25 protein-coding genes are annotated in these 26,478 nt (G+C 72.0%); 16 read left to right on the top strand and 9 right to left on the bottom strand.

What is annotated here, in order from left to right; genetic code table 11:
- Positions 1–28 precede the first annotated feature (28 nt).
- The 3 genes from H576_RS0112570 to H576_RS0112560 are packed head-to-tail and all read right to left on the bottom strand — an operon-like array spanning position 29 to position 3,241.
- Positions 29–916: a carbohydrate ABC transporter permease gene (locus tag H576_RS0112570; RefSeq protein WP_211215820.1), complete on the bottom strand. Its 888-nt coding sequence runs from the start codon at positions 914–916 to the stop codon at positions 29–31.
- A complete protein-coding gene (locus H576_RS0112565; RefSeq protein WP_029151212.1) occupies positions 916–1,857 on the bottom strand; it encodes a carbohydrate ABC transporter permease in 942 nt (313 codons plus the stop codon). Before H576_RS0112565 ends, H576_RS0112570 begins: the two co-directional genes overlap by 1 nt.
- A gap of 31 nt (positions 1,858–1,888) precedes the next feature.
- Positions 1,889–3,241 carry an ABC transporter substrate-binding protein gene (locus H576_RS0112560; RefSeq protein ID WP_036320914.1) on the bottom strand — a complete coding sequence of 451 codons (1,353 nt, stop codon included), beginning with the start codon at positions 3,239–3,241 and terminating at the stop codon, positions 1,889–1,891.
- A gap of 190 nt (positions 3,242–3,431) precedes the next feature.
- On the opposite strand from H576_RS0112560, the gene H576_RS0112555 reads away from it, so the two are divergent.
- The 3 genes from H576_RS0112555 (at position 3,432) to H576_RS0112545 (ending at position 6,449) form a co-directional block, all read left to right on the top strand.
- Complete coding sequence (locus tag H576_RS0112555; protein WP_029151210.1) at positions 3,432–4,364, top strand: sugar-binding domain-containing protein; 933 nt, start codon at positions 3,432–3,434, stop codon at positions 4,362–4,364.
- A 112-nt stretch (positions 4,365–4,476) separates the two neighbouring features.
- Positions 4,477–4,827 (top strand): DUF485 domain-containing protein, encoded by a 351-nt coding sequence (locus H576_RS0112550; RefSeq protein WP_029151209.1) that lies wholly within the window; start codon positions 4,477–4,479, stop codon positions 4,825–4,827.
- Positions 4,824–6,449, top strand: coding sequence for a solute symporter family protein (locus tag H576_RS0112545; RefSeq protein WP_036320911.1), 1,626 nt, complete (start codon positions 4,824–4,826; stop codon positions 6,447–6,449). Before H576_RS0112550 ends, H576_RS0112545 begins: the two co-directional genes overlap by 4 nt.
- Before the next feature lie 106 nt (positions 6,450–6,555).
- On the opposite strand, the gene H576_RS0112540 is transcribed toward H576_RS0112545, so the two are convergent.
- On the bottom strand, positions 6,556–7,176 hold the full coding sequence (locus tag H576_RS0112540; RefSeq protein WP_029151207.1) for a DNA-3-methyladenine glycosylase I: 621 nt from the start codon (positions 7,174–7,176) through the stop codon (positions 6,556–6,558).
- 239 nt (positions 7,177–7,415) lie between these two features.
- Between H576_RS0112540 and H576_RS0112535 the strand changes: the two genes are divergently transcribed.
- Both H576_RS0112535 and H576_RS0112530 read left to right on the top strand, forming a co-directional pair.
- A complete protein-coding gene (locus tag H576_RS0112535; protein ID WP_245559186.1) occupies positions 7,416–11,069 on the top strand; it encodes an AAA family ATPase in 3,654 nt (1,217 codons plus the stop codon).
- Positions 11,066–11,257: a hypothetical protein gene (locus tag H576_RS0112530; RefSeq protein ID WP_029151205.1), complete on the top strand. Its 192-nt coding sequence runs from the start codon at positions 11,066–11,068 to the stop codon at positions 11,255–11,257. The genes H576_RS0112535 and H576_RS0112530 overlap by 4 nt, the downstream gene beginning before the upstream one ends.
- A gap of 63 nt (positions 11,258–11,320) precedes the next feature.
- On the opposite strand, the gene mscL is transcribed toward H576_RS0112530, so the two are convergent.
- From mscL to H576_RS0112515, 3 genes are all read right to left on the bottom strand, one after another.
- Entirely contained in the window at positions 11,321–11,719 is a 399-nt protein-coding gene (mscL, locus tag H576_RS0112525) for a large conductance mechanosensitive channel protein MscL (protein ID WP_029151204.1), read from the bottom strand.
- Positions 11,720–11,790: 71 nt separating this feature from the next.
- The gene (locus H576_RS0112520; RefSeq protein ID WP_029151203.1) at positions 11,791–12,081 is read right to left on the bottom strand and encodes an FmdB family zinc ribbon protein; all 291 of its coding nucleotides are present in this window, start codon (positions 12,079–12,081) and stop codon (positions 11,791–11,793) included.
- Positions 12,082–12,090: 9 nt separating this feature from the next.
- Positions 12,091–12,681, bottom strand: a complete 591-nt coding sequence (locus tag H576_RS0112515; RefSeq protein ID WP_029151202.1) for a 5-formyltetrahydrofolate cyclo-ligase — start codon at positions 12,679–12,681, stop codon at positions 12,091–12,093.
- A gap of 67 nt (positions 12,682–12,748) precedes the next feature.
- Here H576_RS0112515 and galU point away from each other — a divergent pair, with 67 nt between their 5' ends.
- From galU to H576_RS0112495, 4 genes are all read left to right on the top strand, one after another.
- Positions 12,749–13,636, top strand: coding sequence for a UTP--glucose-1-phosphate uridylyltransferase GalU (galU, locus tag H576_RS0112510; protein ID WP_029151201.1), 888 nt, complete (start codon positions 12,749–12,751; stop codon positions 13,634–13,636).
- Positions 13,637–13,680: 44 nt separating this feature from the next.
- Complete coding sequence (locus tag H576_RS0112505; RefSeq protein WP_029151200.1) at positions 13,681–14,295, top strand: GNAT family N-acetyltransferase; 615 nt, start codon at positions 13,681–13,683, stop codon at positions 14,293–14,295.
- Between the two features lie 55 nt (positions 14,296–14,350).
- Complete coding sequence (locus tag H576_RS0112500; protein ID WP_051172754.1) at positions 14,351–15,652, top strand: amidohydrolase family protein; 1,302 nt, start codon at positions 14,351–14,353, stop codon at positions 15,650–15,652.
- 84 nt (positions 15,653–15,736) lie between these two features.
- Positions 15,737–17,998 (top strand): glycoside hydrolase family 3 C-terminal domain-containing protein, encoded by a 2,262-nt coding sequence (locus H576_RS0112495; protein ID WP_029151198.1) that lies wholly within the window; start codon positions 15,737–15,739, stop codon positions 17,996–17,998.
- Positions 17,999–18,059: 61 nt separating this feature from the next.
- On the opposite strand, the gene H576_RS0112490 is transcribed toward H576_RS0112495, so the two are convergent.
- Both H576_RS0112490 and H576_RS0112485 read right to left on the bottom strand, forming a co-directional pair.
- Positions 18,060–19,013 (bottom strand): PDR/VanB family oxidoreductase, encoded by a 954-nt coding sequence (locus H576_RS0112490; protein ID WP_029151197.1) that lies wholly within the window; start codon positions 19,011–19,013, stop codon positions 18,060–18,062.
- Entirely contained in the window at positions 19,010–19,564 is a 555-nt protein-coding gene (locus tag H576_RS0112485; RefSeq protein ID WP_051172752.1) for a helix-turn-helix domain-containing protein, read from the bottom strand. The genes H576_RS0112490 and H576_RS0112485 overlap by 4 nt, the downstream gene beginning before the upstream one ends.
- 119 nt (positions 19,565–19,683) lie before the next feature.
- Between H576_RS0112485 and H576_RS0112480 the strand changes: the two genes are divergently transcribed.
- From H576_RS0112480 to H576_RS15810, 7 genes are read left to right on the top strand one after another with little or no spacing between them, the layout of a single operon-like run.
- Positions 19,684–20,910, top strand: coding sequence for an amidohydrolase family protein (locus tag H576_RS0112480; protein WP_029151195.1), 1,227 nt, complete (start codon positions 19,684–19,686; stop codon positions 20,908–20,910).
- Positions 20,907–21,674: an ABC transporter ATP-binding protein gene (locus tag H576_RS0112475; RefSeq protein ID WP_029151194.1), complete on the top strand. Its 768-nt coding sequence runs from the start codon at positions 20,907–20,909 to the stop codon at positions 21,672–21,674. Before H576_RS0112480 ends, H576_RS0112475 begins: the two co-directional genes overlap by 4 nt.
- Entirely contained in the window at positions 21,671–22,522 is an 852-nt protein-coding gene (locus tag H576_RS0112470; RefSeq protein ID WP_029151193.1) for an ABC transporter permease, read from the top strand. The genes H576_RS0112475 and H576_RS0112470 overlap by 4 nt, the downstream gene beginning before the upstream one ends.
- A gap of 29 nt (positions 22,523–22,551) precedes the next feature.
- Complete coding sequence (locus tag H576_RS0112465) at positions 22,552–23,727, top strand: hypothetical protein (protein WP_029151192.1); 1,176 nt, start codon at positions 22,552–22,554, stop codon at positions 23,725–23,727.
- On the top strand, positions 23,724–25,055 hold the full coding sequence (locus tag H576_RS15815) for an FAD-binding oxidoreductase (protein ID WP_036320907.1): 1,332 nt from the start codon (positions 23,724–23,726) through the stop codon (positions 25,053–25,055). Before H576_RS0112465 ends, H576_RS15815 begins: the two co-directional genes overlap by 4 nt.
- On the top strand, positions 25,052–25,831 hold the full coding sequence (locus H576_RS0112455; protein WP_029151191.1) for a creatininase family protein: 780 nt from the start codon (positions 25,052–25,054) through the stop codon (positions 25,829–25,831). Before H576_RS15815 ends, H576_RS0112455 begins: the two co-directional genes overlap by 4 nt.
- On the top strand, positions 25,828–26,469 hold the full coding sequence (locus tag H576_RS15810) for a pyridoxamine 5'-phosphate oxidase family protein (RefSeq protein WP_051172749.1): 642 nt from the start codon (positions 25,828–25,830) through the stop codon (positions 26,467–26,469). The genes H576_RS0112455 and H576_RS15810 overlap by 4 nt, the downstream gene beginning before the upstream one ends.
- Positions 26,470–26,478 lie beyond the last annotated feature (9 nt).

The raw sequence follows: 26,478 nt of genomic DNA, 5'->3' as shown, positions 1-26,478 counted from the left end.
GTTCTCTCCTCTTCGAGGATCCGGTTCGTTACTTGACCGCGCCCATGGACAGGCCCTGGACGAGCTTGTCCTGCGCGGCGATCCCAGCGGCGAGCACAGGGACCGAGATGACGAGCGACGCCGCGCAGACCTGCGACAGGAACAGGCCCTGCGAGGTGACGAAGCCCGTCAGGAAGACGGGCGCCGTGCCCGCGGCGGTCGACGTGAGCACCGAGGCGAACAGCAGCTCGTTCCAGCTGAAGATCACGCAGATGAGTGCCGTCGCCGCGAGGCCGGGCGCCGTGAGCGGCAGAAGGATCTGCAGGAAGACGCGCGGCAGGCGCGCGCCGTCGATCTCGGCCGCCTCGAGCACCGCGATGGGGATCTCGGCGAGGAACGACCGCATCATCCACACCGCGATCGGCATGTTCATCGCCGAGTAGATGATGATCAGCAGCAGCCAGGTGTCGAGGATCCCGAACATGCGCGCCACGATGTAGATCGGCAGGAGGCCCGCGACCATCGGCAGCATCTTCGTCGAGAGCAGGAAGAACAGCACGTCCGACCAGCGCTCGATCCGCCGGACGGCGAGCGAGTACGCCGCCGCCGTCGAGAGCACGAGCACGATGAGGGTCGAGACGACCGACGCGACGGCCGAGTTGATGAGGAACGGCCAGGGGTTCACCCCGCCCGACGCCCCGAAGAACTCGGCGAACGACGCGCCCGTCAGCGGGGCGAAGAAGCTCGGCGGGTTGGTCGCGGCGTCGACCTCCGAGTGGAGCGCCGTGAGGATCATCCACACCACGGGGGTGATGAAGATCAGCCCGACGACCCAGGCGACGACGCCGAGGACGATAGACGAGGCCCTCCCGCGCGTCGAGCGGCGCGGGCGAGGCGAGGGGACCGAGATCCGCTCGGTCGCGGTCATGGTGCTCATCAGCTCTCCTCCTTGAGCAGGCTCGACGCGGTCCGCAGCGCGAAGGTCGCGACGACGAGCGAGACGACCACGACGACGACGCCGACGGCCGACGAGACGCCGTAGTCCTGCGCCACGAAGAACTCCTGGTAGATGACGTAGGGCAGGTTCGCCGTCCCGAGGCCGCCCGAGGTCATCGTGAACACGGTGTCGAAGTTCTGGACGATGTAGATCGTCCCGAGGAGCACCGCGAGCTCGATGTACCGGCGCAGGTGGGGGAGCGTCACGAACCGGAAGACCTTCCACGGCCCGGCGCCGTCCATCATCGCGGCCTCGTACACGTCGAGCGGCCGCGACTGCAGGCCCGCGAGCATGATCAGCATCATGAACGGGGTCCACTGCCAGACGAGGACGACGCCGATCGCCAGCAGCGGCGCCGTGCTCATGATGTCGAGCTGGGGCGCGTCGTCGCCGAACAGCATCGTCAGAGTTCCGTTGAGGAGCCCGTACGAGGTGTTGAAGATCGCGTGCTTGAAGACGAGCGCCGCCGCGACGGGGACGATGAGGAACGGCACGATTATGAGCGTGCGGACGACGCCGCGCCCGACGAACTTCCGGTCGAGCAGCAGGGCGATGAGCATCCCCAGGAGCGCCGACACGAAGACCGTGCCGACCGTCAGCACGACGGTCACGCCGACGGCGCGGAGGATGAGCGGATCCGTGAGGACGCTCCGGTAGTTCTCGAGCGTCCCGAACCACACGTCGTTCGGGTACGCCGCGTTCCAGTTCATGAACGAGATCACGATCGTGATCACGAACGGGATCTGGGTCACGACGATCACGAACGCGAGCGCCGGCAGCAGGGGGCCGCGCCGGGCCCACGCCCTCCTTCCGGTGGGCGCGGGCTCGCGGCCCGCCACGATCGTGCGCGTGTCGTCTGGTGCGATCGCGGTCGACGTCATCGCCTTCTCCTCTCGCCTCGTCCGGCCCCGGTCACTCCTGCTGGTACTTCTCGCCGATCGTCTGCGCCTCGGACTGGCCGCGGGCGAGGGCGTCGTCGACGGATCCCTGGCCGGCGATCGCCGAGCTGATGTCCTCGGAGACGCTCGTCGCGAGGTTCGCGAACTCGGGGATCGCGACGAACTGCACGCCGAGGGCGGGGCGCGGCTGCACGCCGGGCGAGACCGGGTCGGCCGACTCGATCGCGTCGACGGTCTGCTGGTAGAAGGGTGCCGCCGCCTCCTGGTAGTCGGCGTTCTCGTACGTCGAGGAGCGCTTGCCCGCGGGGACGCGCTCCCAGCCGTACTCGTCGGCGACGAGCTCCTCGTACTCCTGCGACGAGGCCCACGCGACGAACTGCTTCGCCTCGTCCTGGTTCTTGCCCGCGGCCTGGATGCCCCAGGCCCACGTGTACAGCCACGAGCTCGAGTCGGTCTCCATGACGGGGGCCGGCGCGTAGCCGATCTTGCCCTTGACGGGCGAGTCCTCGGCCTCGAGCGTGCCGGTCGCGGCCGTGGAGTCGTACCACATGGCGACGTTGCCCTGCTGCAGGTTCGTGAGGCACTCGGTGTAGCCCGACTGCGCGGCGCCGCTCTCGCCGTGCTCGCGGATGAGGTCGACGTAGAATTCGACGGCCTCGGTGAACTCGGGGGAGTCGACCTGGGCGTTCCAGTCCTCGTCCCACCAGGTCCCGCCGAAGGTGTTCACGACGGTCGTCAGCGGGGCGAACATCTGCCCCCACCCGGGGAGGCCGCGCAGGCAGATGCCCTTCATGCCCGACTCGGCCCCGTCGACCTGCGCCGCGATCTCCGCGACGTCGTCCCACGTCGGGGCATCCGGCATCGTGACCCCCGCCGCGTCGAGGACGTCGGTCCGGTACATGAGGAAGGAACCCTCGCCGTAGAAGGGCTCGCCGTAGACGGATCCGTCGACCGTCAGCGAGTCTGCGACGGGGGCGAGGATGTCGTCCTGGTCGAAGTCGGCGTCGTCGACGACGCCCTCGTCGAGCGACGTGAGCCACCCGTTCTGCGCGTAGGTCGGGATCTCGTAGTTCGAGAGGGAGGCCACGTCGTACTGCCCCGCCTGGGCCGAGAACTCCTGGCCGATCTTCGCCCGGACGTCGTTCTCGGGGAGGATCGTGTAGTTCACCGTGATGCCCGTGTCGGCGGTGAAGTGCTCGGCCGTGAGCTTCTGGAGATCCTCCATCTGGGGGTTGTTCACCATGAGCACGTTGACCTCACCCCCGTCGGCGCTCGTCGATCCCGCGCCGCCGCAGGCGCTCAGGGCGAGCGCCCCCGTCGCGGCGACCGCGACGGCCGCGATGCGTGTCGTTCTGCTGCGATTCATGTTCCTGGCTCCTCGTCGGTGAGGTCGTCCGGTCGGCGAAGCCGCCGTGATCGGGTGCGCCGGGCCCGCCGGTGCACATATGAGCATCGGTGCTCATTCGCGACTGATCATGGCATGCGGTGCACAGATGCGCAATGGGTATCATCTGAGCAGAGCCGGCCGGACGGGCGCGGCACCGACGAGGGATGCCATGGCAGCGACGACCGACCCGCGACACCGGCGGCTGCTCGCGCAGCTCGCCCGCGCCTACTACCTCGAGCACCGGTCGAAGGTGCAGATCGCCGACGACTTCGGCCTCAGCCGGTTCCAGGTCGCGCGCCTCATCGACGAGGCCCACGATTCGGGCGTCGTGACGATCACGATCGAGTCCGAGCAGCCCGATCGCGGCGACCGCGGCGACGTGATCGCCCGCGAGCTCGGCGTCCGGTCGGTCGAGATCGTCGACGGGGGATCCGACACGACGGTCGCGATGGGTCGCGCCGCGCTGCGGCACCTCGACGTCAGCGCGCGCCCCGGGCAGCGCATCGGGCTCTCGTGGTCGCGCACCATCGCGGCGGCGTCGGCCTTCGTCCCGGCGCTCCCGCGCAGCACCGTCGTGCAGCTCGCGGGCGCGCTGCAGCTCGACGACGCGGCTCCCCGCCAGCAGGTCTTCACCCTGCTCGAGCAGGATCCCGACGTCGACATGGTGCGCCTCCCGGCGCCGCTCCTCGTGACGGCGCCCGAGACGGCGGCCGACCTCCGGGCGCTCCCCGAGATCCGGATCGCGCTCGAGGCGGCCGACGACCTCGACCTCGCTATCGTGTCGATCGGCGCGTGGCGCGGGTCGCTCTCGTCGGTGCGGCTCAAGTGCGGGCCGGATCTGCGCCGCGCGGCCGAGGAGGCGGGCGCCGTCGCCGAGACCTCGGGCCGCCTCATCGCCGCCGACGGATCGCCCGTCACGACGCTCGACGACCGCGTCATCGCCGTGACCCTCGACCAGCTGCGCGCCGCGGGAACGACCGTCGGCGTCGCCTACGGCGCCGACCGGGCAGCCGCGGTGCGGGCGGCCGCGCGCTCGGGCGCCTTCGACGTCCTGATCGTCGACGAGCCGCTCGCCGAGGAGCTCCTGTCCGACGCCGGGTGATCTCGCCCCATCCGACCCGGGGTGCGTGACGCGGCGGCGCTCGTGTCGTACGCTCGCGGCAGCCGGTCTCAACGATGTGACCGGCTCGACCGACATGCGGCAAGGAGGCCACATGACGCACCCCGACACCGGCGCACCCCCGGCCGGACAGATCGAATATCCGCAGATCGAGCAGTCGCCGAGGTTCCGCGAGCTCCGGAGATCCCATCGCTCGTTCGTGTTCCCGATGGCGGCGTTCTTCCTCATCTGGTACTTCGTGTACGTGCTCCTCGCCGGCTGGGCGCCCGACTTCATGGCCCAGCGCGTGTGGGGCGACGTCACGGTGGGCCTGCTCTTCGGGCTCGGCCAGTTCGTCACGACCTTCGTGATCACGATGACGTACGTCGCGTTCGCGAACCGCCGGCTCGACCCGGCCGCGACCGAGATCCGTGAGGACCTCGAGAAGCAGGAGGCGGGCGCATGAGCGACTGGATCGCGGGCGCCCTCGCGAGCGCGTCGTCCGCCGTCACGACGATCGAGAACAACCCCGTCCTCAACATGTCGATCTTCGCCGTGTTCGTGGCCGTGACGATGTTCATCGTGATCCGGGCGAGCCGGAACAACCGGTCCGCTGCCGACTACTACGCCGGAGGGCGCTCCTTCTCGGGGCCGCAGAACGGGTTCGCGATCTCGGGCGACTACCTCTCGGCCGCGTCGTTCCTCGGCATCGTCGGCGCGATCGCGGTCAACGGCTACGACGGATTCCTCTACTCGATCGGGTTCCTCGTGGCCTGGCTCGTCGCGCTCCTGCTCGTCGCCGAGCTCATGCGCAACACGGGCAAGTTCACGATGGCCGACGTGCTGTCGTTCCGCCTCAAGCAGGCGCCCGTCCGCATGGCGGCCGCGATCACGACGCTCGCGGTGTGCTTCTTCTACCTGCTCGCGCAGATGGCGGGCGCGGGCGGTCTCGTCTCGCTCCTCATGGGCATCGAGGGCCAGGTCGGGCAGTCGCTCGTCATCGCGGTCGTGGGCGTGATCATGGTGATCTACGTGCTCGTCGGCGGCATGAAGGGCACGACCTGGGTGCAGATCGTCAAGGCGTTCCTCCTCATCGGCGGCGCCATCGTCATGACGATCTGGGTCCTCGCGATCAACGGGTTCAGCATCAACGCGCTGCTCGAGTCGGCAGTCGCGGCCAACCCGGCGGGCGACGCGATCCTCGGCCCGGGCCTGCAGTACGCGAACCCCGTCGACTTCCTCTCGCTGGGGCTCGCGCTCGTCCTCGGCACGGCGGGGCTCCCGCACGTGCTCATGCGCTTCTACACCGTCCCGACCGCCAAGGAGGCGCGGCGTTCGGTCGTGTGGGCGATCTGGCTCATCGGCCTCTTCTATCTGCTGACGCTCGTGCTCGGGTACGGCGCGGGCGCTCTCGTGGGGCCCGAGCAGATCCTCGCGGCGCCCGGCGGGGTGAACTCGGCGGCGCCGCTGCTCGCGAACGCGCTCGGCGGCCCGATCCTCATGGGGTTCATCTCGGCCGTCGCCTTCGCGACGATCCTCGCGGTCGTCGCGGGCCTCACGATCACGGCGTCGGCGTCGTTCGCGCACGACATCTACGCGAACGTCATCAAGAAGGGCCGCGCGACGGGCGAGGGAGAGGTGCGGGTCGCCCGCATCACGACGCTCGTCGTCGGCGCCCTCGCGATCGTCGGCGGCATCGGGGTCCAGGGGCAGAACGTCGCGTTCCTCGTGTCGCTGGCGTTCGCGGTCGCGGCGTCGGCGAACCTGCCGACGATCCTCTACTCGCTGTTCTGGCGGGGGTTCACGACGGCCGGCGCGGTGCTGAGCATGTACGGCGGCCTCGCGTCGGCGCTCGTGCTCATCGTGCTCTCGCCCGTTTTCTCGGGAGCCGAGACGAGCGTGTTCCCGTCGATCGACATCGCGGTGTTCCCGCTGTCGAACCCCGGGATCATCTCGATCCCCGTGGGCTTCCTGCTCGGATTCCTGGGGTCGTTCATCGGGCGCGGCCGCGAGGATCCGCGGCTTGCGGCCGAGATGGAGGTGCGCTCGCTCACGGGCCACGGCGCCGAGAAGGCCACCTCGCACTGACCGGCGCGGGCAGGGCGGATCCCCGGAAGGGCCTACTCCTTCCGGGGATCCGTGTGTCCGCGGGCGCCCGGGTGAGGGGAGGCGGCGACCGCGGAGCTTCGGGGGATCAGGCGGGCCACACCCCGCTGGATCCGCGGCGGTGGCTGCCGACGAGGTGCGTGTCGACGATGCCGATCGCCTCCATGAGCGCGAACATCGTCGTCGGCCCGACCCACCGGAAGCCGAGCGACTTCAGGTGCTTCGACAGCGCGACCGACTCGGGGGACGTCGACGGGATCTCGGCGAGCGCGCGCGGGGCCGGCGTCTCGTCGGGCCGGAAGCCCCAGACGACCTGGGCGAGGTCAGTTCCCGTCTCGCGGAGCGCGACGGTCGCGCGCGCGTTGTCGATCGTCGCGCGGATCTTCGCGCGGTTGCGGATGATCGCGGCGTCGGCCATGAGGCGTTCGGCGTCATCGTCGCCGAACGCCGCGACGGCGTCGGGCGAGAAGCCCGCGAACGCCTCGCGGAACGCGGGCCGCTTGCGCAGCACCGTCGCCCACGAGAGGCCCGACTGGAACGACTCGAGCGCGAGCCGCTCGAACACGCCCTGCTCGTCGCGCACGGGCATGCCCCACTCGGTGTCGTAATAGGCGCGGAGGAGGTCGCTCTGCTCGGCCCACGCGGGGCGCAGGAGCCCGTCGTGGCCGGTGACGAGGCCGGGGTCTTCTCGCGTGTCTGCGTCGCTCATGTCCCCATCCTCGCCCGCGGCGGCGGGCGCGCGCTCGCCGCGTCGCACCCCCGTTGTGGACGGATCCGCCGAAGCCGGGGCTGTGGACGCGCTGACCCCGGCGCGACACGCCGGAGGACCCGGCCCGTGGATTTCCGGAAAGCCCGGCGTATCGCGCGGAAATCGCGGCGGCGGGCCATACCGTTGCGCATGTGTGGCGTATCAAGGGATCAGCGGCTCTGTCCGGAGCGGAGAACGGGGTGACCCCGGGCGACCTGCAGGTCGCCGAGCCCGGCACCCCGATCGGCCACATCGCCGACCCCGAACGCGAGGCGCTCCGCGCATCGGCCTCCCGACTCGGCGGCGCGTCGACCCTCCTGCGGTACCGCGAGGCGCCCGAGTCGTTCATCGAGATCACGACCGCGCACCCCGGAAGCCTTCCCCAGTTCATCACGGGGCGCTCGACGCTCCTCTCGAACCTCTTCCGCGACGAGGTGGCGCTCCGCCACGCACGCCTCGCCGCCGAGCGGATCGCCGCGAAGAACGTCGAGCTGCGCATGGCGCGCGGCATCGACGCCGTCCGCCTCGCCGTGGGCCTCGCGAGCTGGCGCGTCGGATCCGAGCACTTCTCGGCCCCCGTGCTGCTGCGCCCCCTCGCGCTGCGCCGCCACCACGCCGACTTCGAGCTCAAGCTGCGCGGCGGCTTCGTCGTGAACCCCGAGCTCATCGAGGCGGCGCGCGACCACTTCGGGGTCGAGATCGACGCCGACGCGCTCGCGTCTCTCGCCTACGACGACGGCCTCTTCCAGCCGCAGCCGGTCATCGACCGCCTGCGCGCGATCACGGGCCACGTCGACACCTTCTCGGTCAAGGCGCGCCTGTTCATCTCGACGTTCGCCGACGTCTCGACGCCGGCGGTCCGCGACCTCGCCGACCTCGACCATCCGCTGCTCAACGCGCTCGGCGGGCATGCCGACGACCTGCGCCGCGTCCAGGCGCCGCGGCCCGCGCCCGTCGTGACGAGCCCCGACGACCGCGCCCCGGCCTCCGACACCTTCCTGCTCGACGCCGACAGCGAGCAGGAGCTCGTGCTCGCGCGCATCGCCGCGGGGCACTCGCTCGCGGTGCACACCCTGCCGGGGACGGGCGGAACGCAGACGGTCATCAACGCCGTCGGACAGCTCGTCCGCGCCGGCAAGCGCGTGCTCGTCGTGAGCGCGCGTCGCTCGACGCTCGACGGCGTCGCGCACCGCCTCAAGGGGATCGGCCTCGAGGGGCTCGCGGTGTCGCCGACGGGTCTCCGCACCGACCTCATCCGCGCCATCGGCCGCAACGAGCGCGCGGCGCAGCCGCAGGTCGCCGACATCGACGACGCCCTCGTCCGCCTGCGCACCGTGCTGCGCGACTACCGCGAGGCCCTCGTGAGCCCGCGCGCGAACCTCGGCGGCGTTTCGGTCCTCGACATCACGCGCGAGCTCACGCGGCTCGCGTCACTGCCCGTGCCTCCGACCTCGTCGACGCGTCTCACGCTCGCGGCGCTCGAGAAGCTCTCGGGCGACCGCCGCGAGACGGCCGCGACGCTCGCGCTCGCCGCGCGCCTCGGCGAGTTCCGCGTCGGCCCCGATGACTCGCCCTGGTACGCCGTCAGCTTCGAGACGACGGACGACGCCCGCGAGGCGCACGCGCTCGCGGGGCGCCTGCACCGCGAGCGCGTGCCCCAGCTGCTCGAGCGCGGATACGAGCTCATCTCGCAGACGCGCATGCGTCCGTTCAAGACGCTCGACGAGCTCGGCGAGTACCTGCGGCTGCTGCACGGGATCCGCGACTCGCTCGACAGGTTCCAGCCGATCGCGTTCGAGCGCCCGCTCGCCGACATGATCAAGGCGCACGGCACGCGCCGCGACAGCGCCGCGATGTCTTCGTCGCAGCGCCGACGCCTGCGCCGCCTCTCGCGCGAGCTCGTCCGCCCCGGCGTGCACGTCGCCGACATGCACGACGCGCTCACGCGGATCCAGCACCAGCGCACGCAGTGGCAGCACCTCGTCGAGGGCGTCGCCGCGCCCGAGATCCCCCTCGGCCTCGCCGAGGTGCAGGACGAGTGGGTCGAGGTCGAGGCCGAGCTCGGGTCCCTCGACGCCGCGCTGGGCCGGGGCACCCGCCTCGCCGCGCTGCAGATCGAGCGCCTGATCCGCACCCTCGCTGGCCTCGCGGCCGAGTCGCGCGTCTTCGAGAACATCGTCGAGCGCGCCGAGCTGCGCACGAAGCTCGCCGACATCGGCCTCGGCCCGCTGCTGACCGAGCTCTCGGTCCGACACGTCGACGAGGCGCGCGTCGGCGAGGAGCTCGAGTTCACCTGGTGGCAGTCGGCGCTCGAGCACGTGCTCGCGAGCGACTCGGCCCTTCTGGGCGCGAACACGAGCGTCGTCGACCGCCTCGAGAAGGACTTCCGCCTCGTCGACGAGGCGCACGCCTCGGCGTCGGGCCCCATGCTCGCCTGGCAGCTCGCCTCGCAGTGGAAGATCGGCATCGTCGACGAGCCCGACGAGTCGGATCGCCTGCGCCGCGCCCTCATGCGCGGCGAGGTCGACCCGATCGGCCTCCGGGCCGCGGCGCCGACCCTGCTCCGCACCCTCGCGCCCGTGTGGCTCGCCTCGCCGTACGAGGTCCCGATGCTGCCGGCCGACGAGCAGTTCGACGTCGTGATGCTCGCCGACTCCGCCGCGATCAGCCTCGCCGAGGCGGCGCCCGCCATCCGCCGCGCCGCGCAGGTCGTGGCGTTCGGCGACCCCGTGACGCAGCGCCCGACGCCGTTCGTCGTCTCGACGGCCGAGCGCCCGGTCCCCGCGTCGGAGCGCCCCGAGACCGAGCGCAGCGCGTTCGAGCGCCTCGCCGAGATCCTCCCGGTCGAGACCCTGACGCAGAGCTACCGCGCGGGCGGGGAGGACCTCGCCCATCTCGTGAACGGAGCGTTCTACGGCGGTGAGCTCGCCTCGTTCCCGTGGGCCGGGTCCTACCTCGGCCGCGGCAGCCTGTCGGTCGACGTCGTCGAGGGCGGCCACGGCGCGCCCGACCCCGAGACGGGCGCGGTCGAGAGCCCGGACGCCGAGGTCGCGCGCGTCGTGACGCTCGTCGTCGAGCACGCCGTCAACCGTCCTCGCGAGTCGCTCATGGTGATCACGGCGAGCAGGCGCCACGCCGAGCGCGTCCGCGCCGCCGTCACCGCGGCCTTCGCCGGACGGAGCGACGTCGCCGACTTCGTCTCGCGCGAGACGGCCGAGCCGCTCGCGGTCCTGACGCTTGAGGAGTCGGTCGCGGAGAGCCGCGACCGGGTGATCTTCTCGCTCGGCTACGGCAAGACCCGCCACGGCCGCGTGCTCAGCGAGCTCGGCGACCTGTCGAGCGACGACGGCGAGCGGCTGCTGACCGTCGGCATGACGCGCGCCCGCCGCTCGATGGTCATCGTGACGTGCGTTCAGCCGCCCGACATCGACGACGGTCGCTTCTCCAACGGCGCCGCGCTCCTCATGGACATGCTGCGGTCGTTCGAGGAGCGCGCGAAGGCGCCGCGCACCGAGGACGACGCCGATCCGCTGACGCTCGTGCTCGCCCGTGAGCTGCGCCGCATGGGCGCGGCCGTCGAGGTCGACTACCGCGGGCTCCTGCCGCTCGTCGCTCAGGCCGGCGGCAAGGCGGTCGTGATCGAGAGCGACCCCGAATCGCGCGAGGGATCCCTGCGCGAGTCGCTGCGCCTGCACCCGCAGGTGCTGCGCCGCCTCGGCTGGCACTACGTCCGCGTCCACGCGTTCGACCTGTACAGCGACCCCCGCTCGGTCGCCGAGCGCGTCGCCTCGGTCCTCGGCATCGGCCCCGACGTCGCGCGCGTCGACGAGGACACCGCGCCCATCGAGGCGTGACGGGCGAGCGGCAGCACGTCGAGCGCGTCGCGGGATCCCGTCGCGCGCGGCTCACGCGCGTCGAGGGCACCCTCGGCGACTCCGACGCCGAGGCGACGCTGCGCGACGACGACCCGGCGCCCGAGCCCGCGGACCGCGGCCCGAACGACGCGCAGCTCCGCCAGGACAAGCCGCCGCACTACTCCTGACGCCGCCCCGCGCGCGCGAAGAAGGCGCCGCCCCGAGGGGCGACGCCTTCTTCGCGGATCCGCTTACGCGTTCTGCTGCTTGAGCAGGTCGCGGATGTCGGTGAGGAGCTCCTCCTGCGTGGGGGCCTCGACCTCGACGACGGGGTTCTTCGCGGCGCGGCGCTCGGCCAGCTTGTTCATCGGCACGACGAGCGCGAAGTACACGACGAACGCGATCGCGAGGAAGTTGATGATCGCCTGGATGATCGCGCCGATGCCGAAGTTCACGTCGGCGAAGATGCCGGGGAACGTGATGACCCAGCTCGAGAGCGCGCCGCTCGGCACGAAGGCGCCGATGAGCGGGTTGATGACGTAGTCGACGACCGCGGTGACGATCGCACCGAACGCGGCGCCGATGATGACGGCGACCGCGAGGTCGATGACGTTCCCGCGCATGATGAATTCTTTGAAGCCCTGGAACATTGAGTACCCCTTCATTCCGGGACCGCGAAGCGCGGCGCCCGTCTACTTCCGACCAGACGGGCGTCCGACGGTCAGGCGCCCGCGGCGCCGCCCGACGAGGTGCTCGCCGGGGCCGGTGCCGATGACGATGATGCCGTGGAAGAGCGCGATTCGTCAGATCCCGCGCCCGTCGACGACGAATGCGACCCGCGGGAGTCGGTCCGGTAGAACCCGGATCCGCGGAAGGTGACGCCGATGGATCCGTACTGCTTGCGCAGCTTCCCGCCGCACTCGGGGCAGACGGTGAGGGCGTCGTCGCTGAACGACTGCACGGCGTCGAAGGCGTGGCCGCACTGCGTGCACGCATAGGAGTAGGTGGGCATGAGGACCTCTCAGACGGCCGGGGGGCCGCGGTGGATCAGGATCTGCGTCGGCGTGATCGTGCCGGTCACCGCGACGTCGTGGGCCTCGCGCGGCACGTCGTCGTCGACCTCAGAATCATAGTTGACCGTCATCACGGGAGTCCCGGGCGCGAGCAGCGCGAGCGCGCGGTCGTAGAAGCCGCCGCCCCCGCCGAGCCGGTGCCCCGACCGGTCGACCGCCGTCGCGGGGGCGAGCACGAGGTCGGCCTCCGCGAGCGCGCCGGGTCCGAGGGCCGGCCCCGTCGGCTCGGGAACGCGCAGCGACGACGTCCGTTCGCCGCCCGGCAGCGCCCAGTCGAGGGATCCGTCGTCGCGCGCGATCGGGAGGAGGACCCGCACCCCCGCGGCCGTCGCCGCGGCGATGAGCGCGCGGGTCGGCGGCTCGGTCGCGGTCGGCAGGTAGCAGGCGACGGTGCGCGCGCCGAAGCGCGCGATCGCGTCGAGGCCGCGCGCCCGGATCCCCTCCTCCGTCCAGGCGCGCTCGGCGGCCGGCCGCGCGCGCCGCTCGGCCCGGATGCGCCGGCGGAGCGCGTCCTTCTGCTCGGGGAGGGAGAGGTCCACCGGCCCAGTCTGCGCGCATCGGCCCCGTCGACTGGAATCCTCGGCTCTCTCGCCTATGGTGTTTCGCATGGAACCTGCCAAGATCAAGGCCGTCATGCCCGTCGCGGGCCTCGGCACTCGCTTCCTTCCTGCGACGAAGGCGACGCCCAAGGAGATGCTCCCGGTCGTCGACAAGCCCGCGATCCAGTACGTGGTGGAAGAGGCCGTCGCAGCCGGGATCCGCGATGTCCTCATGATCATCGGTCGCAACAAGAACGCCATCGCGAACCACTTCGACTCGGTCCCCGAGCTCGAGGAGAAGCTGACGCAGAAGGGCGACGACACGAAGCTCGGCCACGTGCAGCGTTCGAGCGAGCTCGCCGACATCCACCTGCTCCGCCAGGGTGAGCCCAAGGGCCTCGGCCACGCGGTGTCGCGTGCGCAGTCGCATGTCGGCGACACGCCCTTCGCCGTCATGCTCGGCGACGACCTCATCGACGAGCGCAACCCGCTGCTCCCCAAGATGATCGAGGTCAACGAGCAGAAGCAGGCCATGGTCATCGCCCTCATGGAGGTCGACCCCGACCAGATCAGCCTCTACGGCTGCGCGTCGGTCGAGGCGACCGACGACCCCGACGTCGTGAAGGTGCTCGACCTCGTCGAGAAGCCCGCCAAGGAGGACGCGCCCTCGAACCTCGCGATCATCGGCCGCTACCTCCTGACCAAGGAGATCTTCCCCGTCCTCGAGCACACCGCTCCGGGCAAGGGCAACGAGATCCAGCTGACCGACGCGCTCAAGGAGGTCGCCGCCGACCCCGAGAACGTCGACGTGTACGGCGTGATCTTCCGCGGCCGCCGCTACGACACGGGCGACAAGCTCGACTACATCAAGGCGATCGTGCAGCTCGCGAGCGACCGCGACGACCTCGGCCCCGACCTGAAGCCGTGGCTGAAGGATTTCGCCGCTAGCATCTGAGAACGCGGCAACCGGCCGCGACGATGTCCGAGGAGATCAGCGGCATGGATGCCCTCGAGAGCGCCCACGGGCCCGTGACCATCCGACTGGTCCGGGCCCGTGACGCTAAGCCCCTGCAGCACGAGCTCATGACCAACAGGGCGTGGCTCTCGCCCTGGGAGGCCACGAACCCCGACGGCGCGGTGTCGCTCGACATGCGCTCGGGCGTCAGGCGGCTCCAGCAGCAGTACCGCGACGGCCAGAGCGTGCCCTTCGTCATCGAGTACGAGGGCGAGGTCATCGGCCAGCTCAACGTGTGGGGGATCGCGCGCGGATCCCTGTCCTCGGCGACGATCGGCTACTGGGTCTCGAAGCGGGTCGCGGGGCGGGGGATCACCCCGACCGCCGTCGCGCTCGCGACCGACCTGTGCTTCTCGGCGCTGCGGCTGCACCGCATGGAGATCTGCATCCGCCCCGAGAACGGGCCGAGCCTGCGCGTCGTCGAGAAGCTCGGTTTCCGCTACGAGGGCTTCCGCCGTCGCTACATCCACATCGACGGCGACTGGCGCGATCACTTCGCCTTCGCGCTCACGCGCGAGGACGCGCCCGGCGGGGTCCTGCGCCGCTGGCTCTCGGGCGCGGCGCCCGAGTCGGCCGCCGCCCGCCCCGAGAGCCCCTGACCGGATCCCGCGCGGGCGAGACATCCCCGAAACGTCGCTCCGGCAGGATGCGGTCATGAGCATCACCCTGCGCGGAGCCCTGTCGGTCTGGACATCCGGGCGGGAGGGCGCGGGCGACGTGCACGTCGCGGACGGGCGGATCGCCGCGGGCCCCGGGAGCGGCGCCGAGATCCTCGACGTCTCCGGATGCATCGTCACGCCGGGCCTCGTCAACGCCCATCACCACCTCTTCCAGTCGGCCTTCCGCACCCTGCCGGGTACGCGGCAGGTGCCGATGCGCGAGTGGCTGCCCGCGATGGCGGCGGCCTATCGCGACGCGGGGATCGACGGATCCCTCACCTACGCCGCGGGGCGGATCGCGATCGCCGAGGGCCTGCTCGCGGGAGTCACGACGGTCGCGGATCATCAGCTGAACTGGCCCGCGATCGATGCGTCGTCCCTCGACGCGGGGACCGAGGTCGCGCTCGGCGTCGCGCGCGCGGCACGCGAGCTCGGCGGCCGCGTCGCGTTCGTGCGCGGGAGCGCGGGCGACGACGCGGCCACCGCCGCGGCGAGCGCCGACCGGATCGCGCAGGAGCTCGCCCCCGCGCCCGGCGGCGTGAGCGACGACGGCGTCGTGCAGGTCGCGGTCGGCCCCGCCGGCGTGCACAGCGACGGCGAGGCGACCTTCCGGGCCTTCGCCGAGGTCGCGGACGCGCGCGGCCTGAGGCGACGGACCCAGGCGAACGAGCAGGTCGACACCGAGATCGCGCTCGTGCGGTTCGGTCGCCGGCCGCTCGAGCTGCTCGACGCATGGGGGTGGCTCGAGCGCGGCACGACGATCGCGCACCTGTGCGACGTGACCCCCGACGAGATCGCGCTCCTCGCCGAGCGCGGAGTCACGGGCACGCACGCACCCGGGTGCGACGTGCCGATGGGCTGGGGGGTCGCGCCCGTGCAGGCGATGCTCGACGCCGGCGTCCGCCTGGGGCTCGGGACATCGGGCGGCGGCAGCAACGACGCGGGGCACCTCCTCGCCGACGCGCGGCTCGCCCTGCAGGTGTCGGGCCTCGCCGGGGCGCAGCTCGACGCGCGCGACCTCCTGACGATGGCGACGGCGGGGTCCGCCGACGGTCTGGGGCGCCGGGATCTCGGGCGGATCGAGCACGGCGCGGCCGCCGACCTCTGCGTGTGGGACGTGTCGGGGGTCGCCGACGGGGGCACGGCGGATCCCGTCGCGGGCCTGCTGTGGCTCAGCCCGGGGCGGCGCCCGAGGCACGTCGTCGTGGGCGGCCGGATCGTCGTGCGCGACTACGCGCTCGTCGACGCCGACGAGGCCGAGATCCGCTCGGCCCTGCGGGAGCGCGTCGGGCGGTAGCGCGGGGTCGGTGCGGCGCTTGTCGCACAAAGCCGACCAGCGTAAGGTTTTGGCAGACATCCGATCCCGACCCGATGGAGAGTCATGTCCGACACCACCGTTCCCGACGTCTCCGAGCTCACGCTCGACGAGAAGGCCGCGCTCACGAGCGGCCTCGATTTCTGGCACCTGAAGGGCGTCGAGCGACTCGGCGTCGAGCCCATCATGGTGACCGACGGCCCTCACGGCCTGCGCAAGCAGGCGGGCGAGGCAGACCACCTGGGCCTCAACGCCTCGGTCCCCGCCACGTGCTTCCCCCCGGCCGTCGCCCTCGGCTCGTCCTGGGACCCCGAGGTCACGGCCCGCGTCGGCGCCGCGATCGGCCGCGAGGCCGCGATCGAGGACGTCGCGGTCGTTCTCGGCCCCGGCGTGAACATCAAGCGCTCGCTGCTCGGCGGCCGCAACTTCGAGTACTTCTCGGAGGATCCCTTCATCGCCTCGACCATGGGCTCCGGCATCGTGCGCGGGATCCAGTCGCAGGGCGTCGGCACGTCGCTCAAGCACTTCGCCGCGAACAACCAGGAGACCGACCGCATGCGCGCGTCGAGCGAGGTCGACGCTCGCACGCTGCGCGAGATCTACCTCCGCGCGTTCCAGGGCGTCGTCGAGGACGAGCAGCCGTGGACCGTCATGTGCTCGTACAACCGCATCAACGGCGTCTACGCGTCCGAGGATCCCTGGCTCCTCACCCACGTCCTGCGCACCGAGTGGGGCTTCGAGGGCCTCGTCATGAGCGACTGGGGCGCCTCGAACATCCGCACCGAGGGAGTCAAGGCCGGCATGGACCTCGAGATGCCGGCGTCGGGCGGCCTCACCGACGCGCAGCTCGTCGCGGCCGTGAAGGACGGATCCCTCGACGAGGAGTACCTCGACATCGTCGCCCAGCGCGCGCTCGACCTGATCCGCAAGGCCGGGGAGCGCCCCGCGGTCTCGGGCGGCTTCGACGCCGACGAGCACCACGCGATCGCCCGCGAGGCGGCCGCGCGCTCGATCGTCCTCCTGAAGAACGACGGCGTCCTGCCCCTCAGCGCCTCGCAGAGCATCGCCGTCATCGGCGAGTTCGCCGCGAAGCCGCGCTTCCAGGGCGGCGGCTCGAGCCACATCAACCCGACGCGGGTCGACGCGGCGCTCGACGCGATCCGCGAGGTCGCCTCCGAGGTCAGCTACTCGGCCGGCTACGTCGTGCCCGAGGCCCCCGAGGGTATCGGCATGAGCGGGGCCAAGGCCCCGAAGCCCGCGCAGAGCGTCCTCGACGCCCTGCGCGACGAGGCCGTCGCCGCCGCGAAGGCGGCCGACGTCGCCGTCGTCTTCCTCGGCCTGCCCGACGAGGACGAGTCCGAGGGCTTCGACCGCGAGCACATCGACCTCCCGGCCGAGCAGCTCGCGGTGCTCGACGCCGTGATCGAGGCGAACGAGCGCGTCGTCGTCGTGCTCTCGAACGGCAGCGTCGTCGCGCTCCCCTTCGCCGAGCGCGTCTCGGGCGTGCTCGAGACCTGGCTGCTCGGCCAGGCGGGCGGATCCGCGACGGCCGACGTGCTCTTCGGCGCCGTCAACCCGTCGGGCCGTCTCACGGAGACGATCCCCTTCCGCCTCGAGGACAGCCCCGCGTTCACGAGCTTCCCCGGCGAGGCGAGCCGCGTCCACTACGGCGAGGGCCTCTTCGTCGGCTACCGCTGGTACGACGCGCGCGCGATCGACGTGCGCTTCCCCTTCGGCTTCGGCCTCTCGTACACGACGTTCGAGATCGGCGCCCCGACCGCCGTGGCCGACGCCGACGGCGGCATCGCGGTCACGGTCTCGGTGACGAACACGGGCGACGTCGCGGGCCGCGAGGTCGTGCAGGCCTACGTCTCGGTGCCGGAGTCGTCGGTCGTCCGCGTGCCGCGCGAGCTCAAGGCGTTCGCGTCGGTCGAGCTGCAGCCGGGTGAGAGCCGCGAGGTCGTGCTCTCGATCCGCCGCCGCGACCTCGCGTACTGGGAGGTCCGCACGGGCGCCTGGGTCGTCGAGGACGGCGCCTACCGCGTCGAGGTCGGCTCGTCGAGCCGCGACCTCGTCGGGGCGGCCGATGTCGCGGTCGCGGGCGACGAGCTCGTCCTGCCCGTCACGCGCGACTCGGTCGTCTCGGAGGTGCTCGCGCACCCCGTCGTCGGCGACCTCGCCCGCGAGGCCCTCGGCAAGACGGCGTTCGGCGAGCTGTTCTCGGTCGACGAGCCGAACCCCATGGGCGACTCGCTGCCGCTCGGTCGCCTCGTGAGCTTCGGCGTCGACCAGGCGATCGTCGACCGGATCATCGCCGGCGCGGCGTAATCGCGACGAGGAGGGGGCGCGGATCCGATCGGGATCCGCGCCCCCTTCGGCGTCCTCGGGCTCAGACGTCGAGCACGAGCCGCGGGCACGCGGCCCGCGACACGCAGACCATCATGACGGGGCTCGTCTCGCGCTCGCCCTCCGTCAGCACGCGGTCGCGGTGGTCGACCTCCCCGTCGATGACGACGGTCTCGCACGTCCCGCACGTCCCCTCGCGGCACGACGACACCGCGAAGACCCCGCCGCGCTCGAGGGCCTCGAGGACCGACTCGTCGGGGGAGACGGTGAGGACGTCTCCGGTCGAGGCGACCTCGACCTCGAAGGGCCCCGCCCAGACCGGCGCGGGCAGCTCGGACGCCGTGAACGGCTCCGTGTGGAGCTGCGCGGGATCCGCGACCTCGTCCTCGAGCGCCGCGAGGAGTCGCTCGGGGCCGCAGGCGACGATGGGTGCGCCCGCGGCGCCGGAGACGATCTCGGCGAGGTCGGCGCGCGTGCCCTCGTCGGAGACGTGGAGCCGCACGCGATCCCCGAGGCCCGCGAGCTCGTCGGCGAGCACGAGCGCGTCGCGGGACGCCGCGGCGTAGTCGAGCGTCCAGTCGGCGCCCGCCCGGGCGGCGGCGTGCACCATCGGCAGGATCGGGGTGATGCCGATCCCGCCGGCCACGAAGGCGACGCGCTCGCCCGCGCCGGCGGGCGGGAGCGCGAAGTTGCTGCGGGGGCCGCGCGCGCGGACCCGATCGCCGACCGCGAGGCGGTGCGCCGCGGCGGATCCGCCCCGCCCTCCGTCCTCGCGGAGGATCGCGACGCGCCAGCTGTCGCGCGCGTCGGGGGACGAGCACAGCGAGTACTGGCGCTCGACCCCGCTCCCGAGGACGAGGTCGATGTGGGCGCCGGGCTGCCAGGCGGGGAGCGGCCGGCCGTTCGACGCCGCGAGCTCGAGCGCGACGACGCGGCCCGACAGCTCGGTGCGGTGCGTGACGACGAGCTCGCGGTCGACGTCGCTGAAGAAGCTCATGCCTCGTCCTCCTCGTCCGCGGCGCCCTGGCGGCGCTCCTTGACGACGATGAGCCGGTAGGGGGATCCGTCGGCGCTGCACCACCGGTGGGGCGTGCCCCCGCGGTAGTACGCCGAGTCGCCCGGCGCCAGGGTGCGCTCGTCATCGGGCCCGAGGTCGATGATCACCGTGCCCGCGAGGACCGTGACGAACTCGTCCTCGGGGTGCTCGAAGTACGCCTTGCGTTCGGTCTTGTTCCCCGTCGAGTCGATGACGGTGAAGCGCGTGTCCCCGCTCGTCAGCATGCGCGCCTCGCCCTCGCCGAAGACGCCGGGCGCCGGCGACGTCGTCCCGAGCGAGGTGCCGCTCATGAGCTCGATCTGGCTCGTTCCGAGGGCGAGCGCGATGCGGCGCAGCGAGTCGAGGCTCGGGCGCGCGTGGCCGCGCTCCACCTGGCTCACGAAGGGGTGAGAGAGGTCGGCGAGCTCGGCGAGCCGCACGATCGTGAGGCCGAGCTGCTTGCGCCTCGCGCGGATCGCGGCGCCGAGCCGCGCGCTGTCGGTGTCGTCCACCGGGATCCTCATTTCGTTTCGCGCCGCGCGCCTCCCGGAAACCCCGGGGTAACACGGCGGGCCTAGCTTCGGCGATGTTGATCACATCAACATTCGCTCGATGACCTCAGGTGTACCACATGCAGATTTCACCCCCGATCCGCCTTCGCGGAGTCGCCCTCGCCGACGGATCCGTCGTCGACGTCGCCCTCGAGGACGGCCTCGTGGCGTCGGTCGAGCCCGCGTCCGACGCGCCGTTCGCGCCGGGCGACGAGGACCTCCGCGGCCACCTCCTCCTGGCGGCGCCGGCCGACCCCCACACGCACCTCGACAAGGCGCTGTCGTGGAGCGCGATCCGGCCCCCGTCGGGCGATCTGCCGACCGCGATCGCGTCGTGGGTCGAGTACATCCAGACGATCGACGCCGACGAGATCCACGGGCGGGCGTCGCGCGCCGTCGCCGAGTACCTCGCGAACGGGACGACGGCTCTGCGCTCGCACGTCGACGTCCCCTCCGAGGGGGATCCGACCCGCGGCGTCCGCGCCGTCGCCCGCGTGCGCGACGAGTTCGCCGGCCTCGTCGACATCGAGATCGTCGCCCTCGCGGGGCGCGACATCGACCCCGCCCGCGTCGAGGCGGCCCTCGACGCGGGCGCCGACCTGGTCGGCGGCGCCCCGCACCTCGCGGCCGACGAGGCGGCCGACTTCGATCGCCTCATCGGGATCGCCGAGCGCCGCGGCGTCGGCGTCGACTTCCACGCCGACGAGGCGCTGCGGCACGGCGGCACGCTGCGCCTCCTCGCCGAGCGCACGGCGGGATGGACCGTCACGCGCTCGGCCGGCCACTGCGTCCGGCTGTCGATGCTCGAGAGCGACGAGCTCGACCCTCTGCTCGCCGACGTCGCGGCGGCCGGGATCGGCGTGATCGCGAACCCCATCACGAACCTCTACCTGCAGGGGTGGGACGACGACGTCGCGACGCCGCGCGGGATCGCGCCCGTCAACCGCCTCCGCGCGGCGGGGGTCCTCACGGCGGCGGGCGGCGACAACATCCGCGATCCGTTCAACCCCATGGGGCGCGCCGACGCGTTCGAGACGGCGATGCTCCTCGTGACGGCTGGGCACGTCCCGATCGACGAGGCGTGGGCGGCCGTGTCGAGCGACGCCCGCGCCGTCATGGGCCTCCCCGCCGCGGGGCCCGAGGCGGGGCTGCGGGCCGACCTGCTCGCGGTGCGGGCGGGGAGCCTCGCCGACGCGATCGCGACGGCGCCTGCCGACCGGATCGTCATCTCGCGCGGACGCATCGTCGCGCGCACCGAGACCTCGCGCTGGATGCTTCCGCGCGCACACCAGGAGGAGAACGCATGACAACCGTGGCACTCGAGGACCGCCGGGTCGGGGAGGTCCTCGTCGACTTCCGCGACGTCGGCATGACCTACCAGGGCGGCACGCTCGCCCTCGAACACATCGACGTCACGGTGCGCCGCGGCGAGTTCGTGACCGTCGTCGGCCCGTCGGGCTGCGGCAAGTCGACCCTGCTGCGGATCGCGGCGGGGCTCGAGCGCGAGACCGCGGGGGAGTGCGACACGCGCACCGACCGCGTCGGCTTCGTGTTCCAGGACGCGACCCTCCTGCCGTGGCGCTCGGTGCAGCAGAACGTCGAGCTGCTCGCCGAGCTCAACGGGCGCTCCCGCGCCGAGCGCGCCGTGACGGCCCGCGAGGCGATCGACCTCGTCGGGCTCTCGGGCTTCGAGAAGTCGATGCCGCGCGAGCTGTCGGGCGGCATGCGCATGCGCGCGTCGCTCGCGCGCTCGCTGACGCTCGACCCGGATCTCTTCCTCTTCGACGAGCCGTTCGGCGCGCTCGACGAGATCACCCGCCAGCGCCTCAACGACGAGCTCCTCCGGCTCTTCGTCGCGAAGGGCTTCGGGGGCCTCTTCATCACCCACTCGGTCGCCGAGGCCGTGTACCTGTCGACCCGCGTCGTGGTGATGTCGGGGCGCCCGGGACACGTGGTCGACGTCGTCGACGTGCCCTTCGACATGCCCCGTGATCCGGACATCCGCTACACACCCGAGTTCGGCGACCTCGTGGGGCGCGTGTCCCACTCGCTCAAGGAGGCGCACGCATGACCCAGATCCTCGAGGCCCCGTCCTCCGTCGCGGCTGCACCCGCCGCCCCACCCGCCCGCGCGCGACGCTCGCGGGGGTTCCTCCGCACGGTGTGGCCGCCGCTCGTCGTCTTCGTCCTCATCATCGCGGTGTGGAGCGTCGCGAGCGCGCTGCTCGGCGACCGCAGCTTCCTCCTGCCCGCGCCCTACCGGATCTTCACCGACGGCCTGTTCGACCCGATCGTCGGCCCCGAGATCCTCGAGGCCCTGGGGCAGACGTCCCTCGTCGCCTTCATCGGGCTCACGATCGCGATCGTCCTCGGCGTCGCGTGGGCGATCGTCATGCTCCAGGCGAAGTGGGCGGAGCGCTCGCTCTATCCCTACGCCGTGATCCTGCAGTGCATCCCGATCCTCGCGCTCGTCCCGCTCATCGGCTTCTGGTTCGGCTACGGCCTCCCGGGGCGCGTCATCGTCTGCGTGCTCATCGCGCTGTTCCCCATCGTGTCGAACACGCTGTTCGGGCTGCAGTCGGTCGACAAGAGCCAGAAGGAGCTGTTCCAGCTGCAGCACGCCCGCCGCTGGACGACCCTCTGGAAGCTGCAGCTCCCCGCCGCCCTGCCGTCGATGTTCGTCGGCCTCCGCACCTCGGCCGGCCTCTCGATCGTCGGCGCGATCGTCGGCGACTACTTCTTCCGCCGCGGGACGCCGGGCCTCGGATCCCTCATGAGCGCCTACACCTCGCGCCTCCTCGCGCCAGAGCTCTACGCGTCGGTCGTCGTCGCGGCCCTGCTCGGCGTCGTCATCTTCATCGGCTTCGGCCTGATCTCCAAGCTCGCCGTCGGCCGCTGGTACGACGCGACCAAAGCCTGATCCCTCCCTCCACCCGAAAGAGACCCTCCATGTCCACGAAACGTCGCCCCCTCATCGCCGTCGCCGCCCTCGGCGTCGCGGCCCTCGCCCTCTCTGCGTGCTCGAGCGCGACCGAGTCGGATGCCTCGGCCGACCTCGAGGTCGGATCCCTCGACCTCTCGTCGGTCTGCCCCGAGAAGATCGTCGTCCAGACCGACTGGAATCCGGAGGCCGAGCACGGCCACCTCTTCCAGCTCATCAACCAGGACTATACGGTCGACGCCGACGCCAAGTCGGTGTCCGGCCCCCTCATGGTCGACGGCGAGTACACGGGCGTCGACTTCGAGGTCCGCGCCGGCGGCCCCGCCGCGGGCTACAGCACGGTCCAGTCGCTCATGTACCAGGACGACGACATCACGCTCGGGTACGTGCACTCCGACGCGGCGATCTCGAACTCGGCGACGACCCCCGTCGTGGGCGTCATGACGCAGATGGACGTCAACCCGCAGATGGTCATGTGGGATCCCGAGACCTACCCCGACGTCGAGACGATCGACGACCTCGCCGCGGCCCTCGAGGAATCGGGCGGCGCGTGGCGCTACTTCGGCGGCGCGGCCTACATGGAGTACCTCATCGCCGCGGGCATCGTCCCCGAGAGCATCACCGACGGCGGATACGACGGCACGCCCGCGTCGTTCGTCGCCGACGGCGGCCTGTCGGCCCAGCAGGGATTCTCCTCGGCCGAGCCGTACATCTACGAGAACGAGATCGAGGCGTGGGACAAGCCGGTCGACTACGCGCTCATCGCGTCCACGGGCTGGGACATCTACGGATCCGCGATGTCGGTCCGCGCCGACCGCCTCGACGAGCTCTCCCCGTGCCTCGAGCAGCTCGTGCCGATCCTGCAGCAGGCCGAGGTCGACTACTTCGCCGACCCGTCCACGACGATCGACATGATCCTCGACCTCGTCGACCAGTACGACAACGGGTGGACCTACTCGCAGGGCGTCGCGGAGTACGCGGTCGACGAGATGATCGCCGACGGCATCGTCTCGAACGGCGACAACGACTACATCGGCGACTTCGACCCCGACCGCGTCTCGGCGTTCTTCGACACCGGGATGGATCTCTTCCAGAACATCGCGGCCGACGTGGATCCCGACCTCCAGGCGACCGACATCTACACGAACGAGTTCCTCGACACGTCGATCGGACTGGCGGAGTGACCCTCGTGACCCCGACGAGCGCGGTCGCCGGGCTCCACGAACGGCTCGCCGGGCTCCTCGGCCCGCGCGGCGTCACGACCGACCAGCGCATGCTCGAGCGGGCGTCGGTCGACGGCGCGCGCATGTCGCCCGTGATCAGCGAGCTGCTGCCGCTCGGCGTCGCCGAGATCGTCGCGTTCCCGACGACGCCGGACGAGATCGCGGCGGCCGTCGACGCGGCGCTCGCCGCAGGCGTCCCGATCACCCCGCGCGGGAAGGGAACCGGCAACTACGGCCAGGCGATCCCCTCCCACGGCGGCCTCGTGCTCGACATGTCGCGCGCCCGATCGGTCGTCGAGGTCGGCGACGGCTGGATCACGGCCGACGCCGGCGCGCCGATGTCGCAGCTCGAGCAGGCGGCCCGCGAGTCGGGCCAGCAGCTGTGGATGTACCCGTCGACGATCAACTCGTCGGTCGGCGGCTTCCTCGCGGGCGGCTCGGGCGGGACGGGCACGATCGCCCACGGCGCCAACCACCAGGGCTTCGTCGTCGCGCTCGACGTCGTCCACGCCGACGGATCCGGGCTCGTCCACGTCGAGGGCGAGGAGGCGCAGAAGTACGTGCACAACTACGGCACGGCGGGCATCATCGCCCGCGCGACGGTGCGGCTCGAGCCGCTCGTCGAGTGGACCGCGATGTACGCCTCGTTCGACGGCTTCGCGGGCGCGCTCTCCGTGCTCCGCGAGATCGGCCGCCTCGATCCCGCGCCGCGGCTCGTGTCGGCCGACACCGTCGAGGTCTCGGCGGTCCTGCCGGACGACGACGCGATCCCCGCGGGCCGGTCGAGCCTCCGTGCGATCCTGCACCCCGACGCCGTCGCCGCCGCGACGGGGCTCGTCGAGGGCGCGGGCGGCCGCGTCGAGGAGCTGCGCGAGGGGCCACAGGCGAGCGCCCGGCTGTCGACGCTCAGCTACAACCACCCGATCGAGTGGCTGCAGAAGTCGCGCCCCGGCTTCTACTACCACCTCGAGGTCTCGGGCGACGTGCTGGCCGACGACGTCGACCTCGTGCACCGCACGATCGGCGACGGGCTGCTGCACATCGAGGCGGGACACACCGTGCCGATCGGCATGCTCGCGGCCGAGTACACGGGCCCGGAGGCGGTCGACGCCGCCATCGCGCGGCTCGCCGAGATCGGCGTCGGCGTGCACAACCCCCACCAGTGGAACGTCGACTTCGAGATCGCCCGAACGGTCGCTCTCGCGCGCACGACCGACCCGAACGGGCTGCTCAACCCGGGCAAGCTCGACCCCGATTACGCGGGCCCGCAGAAGGGATCCATCCGATGACGAGGCTTCTCACCGACCTGCCGCAGCCGCGGCTCCTCGAGGCGCTCAGCGAGGCGTCGGTCGTCGTCCAGCCGATCGGCGCGCTCGAGCAGCACGGGCCGCACCTGCCCGTCAGCACCGACCTCGTGATCCCCGAGGAGATCGGGGCGCGCGCCGTCGAGCGTGCGGCGGCGTCCGGCGTCGACGCGTGGCTTCTCCCGCCCATCGCGGCGAGCAAGAGCGACGAGCACCACGCCTACCCGGGCACGATCTGGATGGAGGCGTCGACGATCTGGAACACGCTCGTCGACGTCGGGCGGTCGGTCGCGGCGACGCCCGCGCGCACGCTCGTGTTCCTCAACGGGCACGGCGGGAACTCGGCTCTGCTGCAGGTCGTGAACCGCGAGATCCGCCGGCGCTTCGGGCTGCGGACCTTCTCGATGGGAACCGGCACGCAGCGCGCGGGCGGAGCCGCGAACGGCGGCCCGGACGAGTTCGGCATGGGGATCCACGCGGGCCATTCGGAGACGAGCCTCATGCTCGCGCTGCGGCCCGACCTCGTCGACATGTCGCGCGCCGTCCGGAACGTCCCCGAGCACATCGCGGCGTTCGAGACGATCGGGTTCAACGGGTACCCCGTGAGCTTCGGCTGGACGAGCGACGACTTCGGCGCGTCGGGCGTCGTCGGCGACCCGACGGGCGCGACGGCCGCGTACGGCGAGGAGCTCGTCGCCGAGGGCGTCGACTTCGTCGCCCGCGCGCTCGGCGAGATCGCCGCGTTCCGGCACGCCGCATGAGCGTCGTCGCGACTCCGGGAGCGAAGGGCAACGTCCCGCCCGAGGGGCTCGAGCGCCGCGTGCAGGACGGGGATCTGCCCGCCGACCCGTGGGACCTCGTCCGCGCGTGGCTGCCGGAGGACGACGACCCCGACAGACCGCTCTGCACGCTCGCGACGGTGGGGCTCGACGGCGTCCCGAACGCGCGCACGGTGCTGCTGTCGGCGGTGCACGACGGCGCCGTGGCGATCCACACCGAGGCGTCGAGCCGGAAGGCCGCCGAGCTCGCGGCGCACCCGTCGGCCGCGATCGTCGTGCGCTGGCCCGAGCTCGCGCGGCAGCTCGTGCTCCGCGGCCCCGTCGCCCCGACGGCGGCCGAGGAGGCGAGCGCGGCGTTCGGCCGGCGCAGCCGGTACCTGCAGCTCCTCGCGTCGCTCAACGAGCCCGAGATGGCGGCGCGGCCGCGGGCCGAGCGCGAGGCGGCCTTCGCGGCCTTCGACGCCGCGACGCCCGCGCCCCCCGAGCCGGACGGATGGGTGGGCTTCGCGCTGACGGCGTCCGAGATCCTGCTGTGGGAGGGATCCGAGCGCGGCCCGAGCAGGCGCGCCCGGTACGCGCGCGCGGGGGAGGGCTGGGAGCTGTCGTTCCTGCCCGGTTAGACCGAGCCG

Origin of the sequence: Microbacterium indicum DSM 19969 (assembly GCF_000422385.1) — a bacterium.
Lineage (GTDB): Bacteria > Actinomycetota > Actinomycetes > Actinomycetales > Microbacteriaceae > Microbacterium > Microbacterium indicum.
Note: the sequence above shows the minus strand (reverse complement) of the source record. Positions and strands in the feature narration are given on the sequence as shown.

What these genes read in the sequence shown, in the direction of transcription:
- H576_RS0112570 (WP_211215820.1), bottom strand. Translation starts at nt 916, where the DNA reads ATGAGCACCATGACCGCGACCGAGCGGATCTCGGTCCCCTCGCCTCGC.
- H576_RS0112565 (WP_029151212.1), bottom strand. Translation starts at nt 1,857, where the DNA reads ATGACGTCGACCGCGATCGCACCAGACGACACGCGCACGATCGTGGCG.
- H576_RS0112560 (WP_036320914.1), bottom strand. Translation starts at nt 3,241, where the DNA reads ATGAATCGCAGCAGAACGACACGCATCGCGGCCGTCGCGGTCGCCGCG.
- H576_RS0112555 (WP_029151210.1), top strand. Translation starts at nt 3,432, where the DNA reads ATGGCAGCGACGACCGACCCGCGACACCGGCGGCTGCTCGCGCAGCTC.
- H576_RS0112550 (WP_029151209.1), top strand. Translation starts at nt 4,477, where the DNA reads ATGACGCACCCCGACACCGGCGCACCCCCGGCCGGACAGATCGAATAT.
- H576_RS0112545 (WP_036320911.1), top strand. Translation starts at nt 4,824, where the DNA reads ATGAGCGACTGGATCGCGGGCGCCCTCGCGAGCGCGTCGTCCGCCGTC.
- H576_RS0112540 (WP_029151207.1), bottom strand. Translation starts at nt 7,176, where the DNA reads ATGAGCGACGCAGACACGCGAGAAGACCCCGGCCTCGTCACCGGCCAC.
- mscL (WP_029151204.1), bottom strand. Translation starts at nt 11,719, where the DNA reads ATGTTCCAGGGCTTCAAAGAATTCATCATGCGCGGGAACGTCATCGAC.
- H576_RS0112520 (WP_029151203.1), bottom strand. Translation starts at nt 12,081, where the DNA reads ATGCCCACCTACTCCTATGCGTGCACGCAGTGCGGCCACGCCTTCGAC.
- galU (WP_029151201.1), top strand. Translation starts at nt 12,749, where the DNA reads ATGGAACCTGCCAAGATCAAGGCCGTCATGCCCGTCGCGGGCCTCGGC.
- H576_RS0112505 (WP_029151200.1), top strand. Translation starts at nt 13,681, where the DNA reads ATGGATGCCCTCGAGAGCGCCCACGGGCCCGTGACCATCCGACTGGTC.
- H576_RS0112500 (WP_051172754.1), top strand. Translation starts at nt 14,351, where the DNA reads ATGAGCATCACCCTGCGCGGAGCCCTGTCGGTCTGGACATCCGGGCGG.
- H576_RS0112495 (WP_029151198.1), top strand. Translation starts at nt 15,737, where the DNA reads ATGTCCGACACCACCGTTCCCGACGTCTCCGAGCTCACGCTCGACGAG.
- H576_RS0112490 (WP_029151197.1), bottom strand. Translation starts at nt 19,013, where the DNA reads ATGAGCTTCTTCAGCGACGTCGACCGCGAGCTCGTCGTCACGCACCGC.
- H576_RS0112480 (WP_029151195.1), top strand. Translation starts at nt 19,684, where the DNA reads ATGCAGATTTCACCCCCGATCCGCCTTCGCGGAGTCGCCCTCGCCGAC.
- H576_RS0112475 (WP_029151194.1), top strand. Translation starts at nt 20,907, where the DNA reads ATGACAACCGTGGCACTCGAGGACCGCCGGGTCGGGGAGGTCCTCGTC.
- H576_RS0112470 (WP_029151193.1), top strand. Translation starts at nt 21,671, where the DNA reads ATGACCCAGATCCTCGAGGCCCCGTCCTCCGTCGCGGCTGCACCCGCC.
- H576_RS0112465 (WP_029151192.1), top strand. Translation starts at nt 22,552, where the DNA reads ATGTCCACGAAACGTCGCCCCCTCATCGCCGTCGCCGCCCTCGGCGTC.
- H576_RS0112455 (WP_029151191.1), top strand. Translation starts at nt 25,052, where the DNA reads ATGACGAGGCTTCTCACCGACCTGCCGCAGCCGCGGCTCCTCGAGGCG.
- H576_RS15810 (WP_051172749.1), top strand. Translation starts at nt 25,828, where the DNA reads ATGAGCGTCGTCGCGACTCCGGGAGCGAAGGGCAACGTCCCGCCCGAG.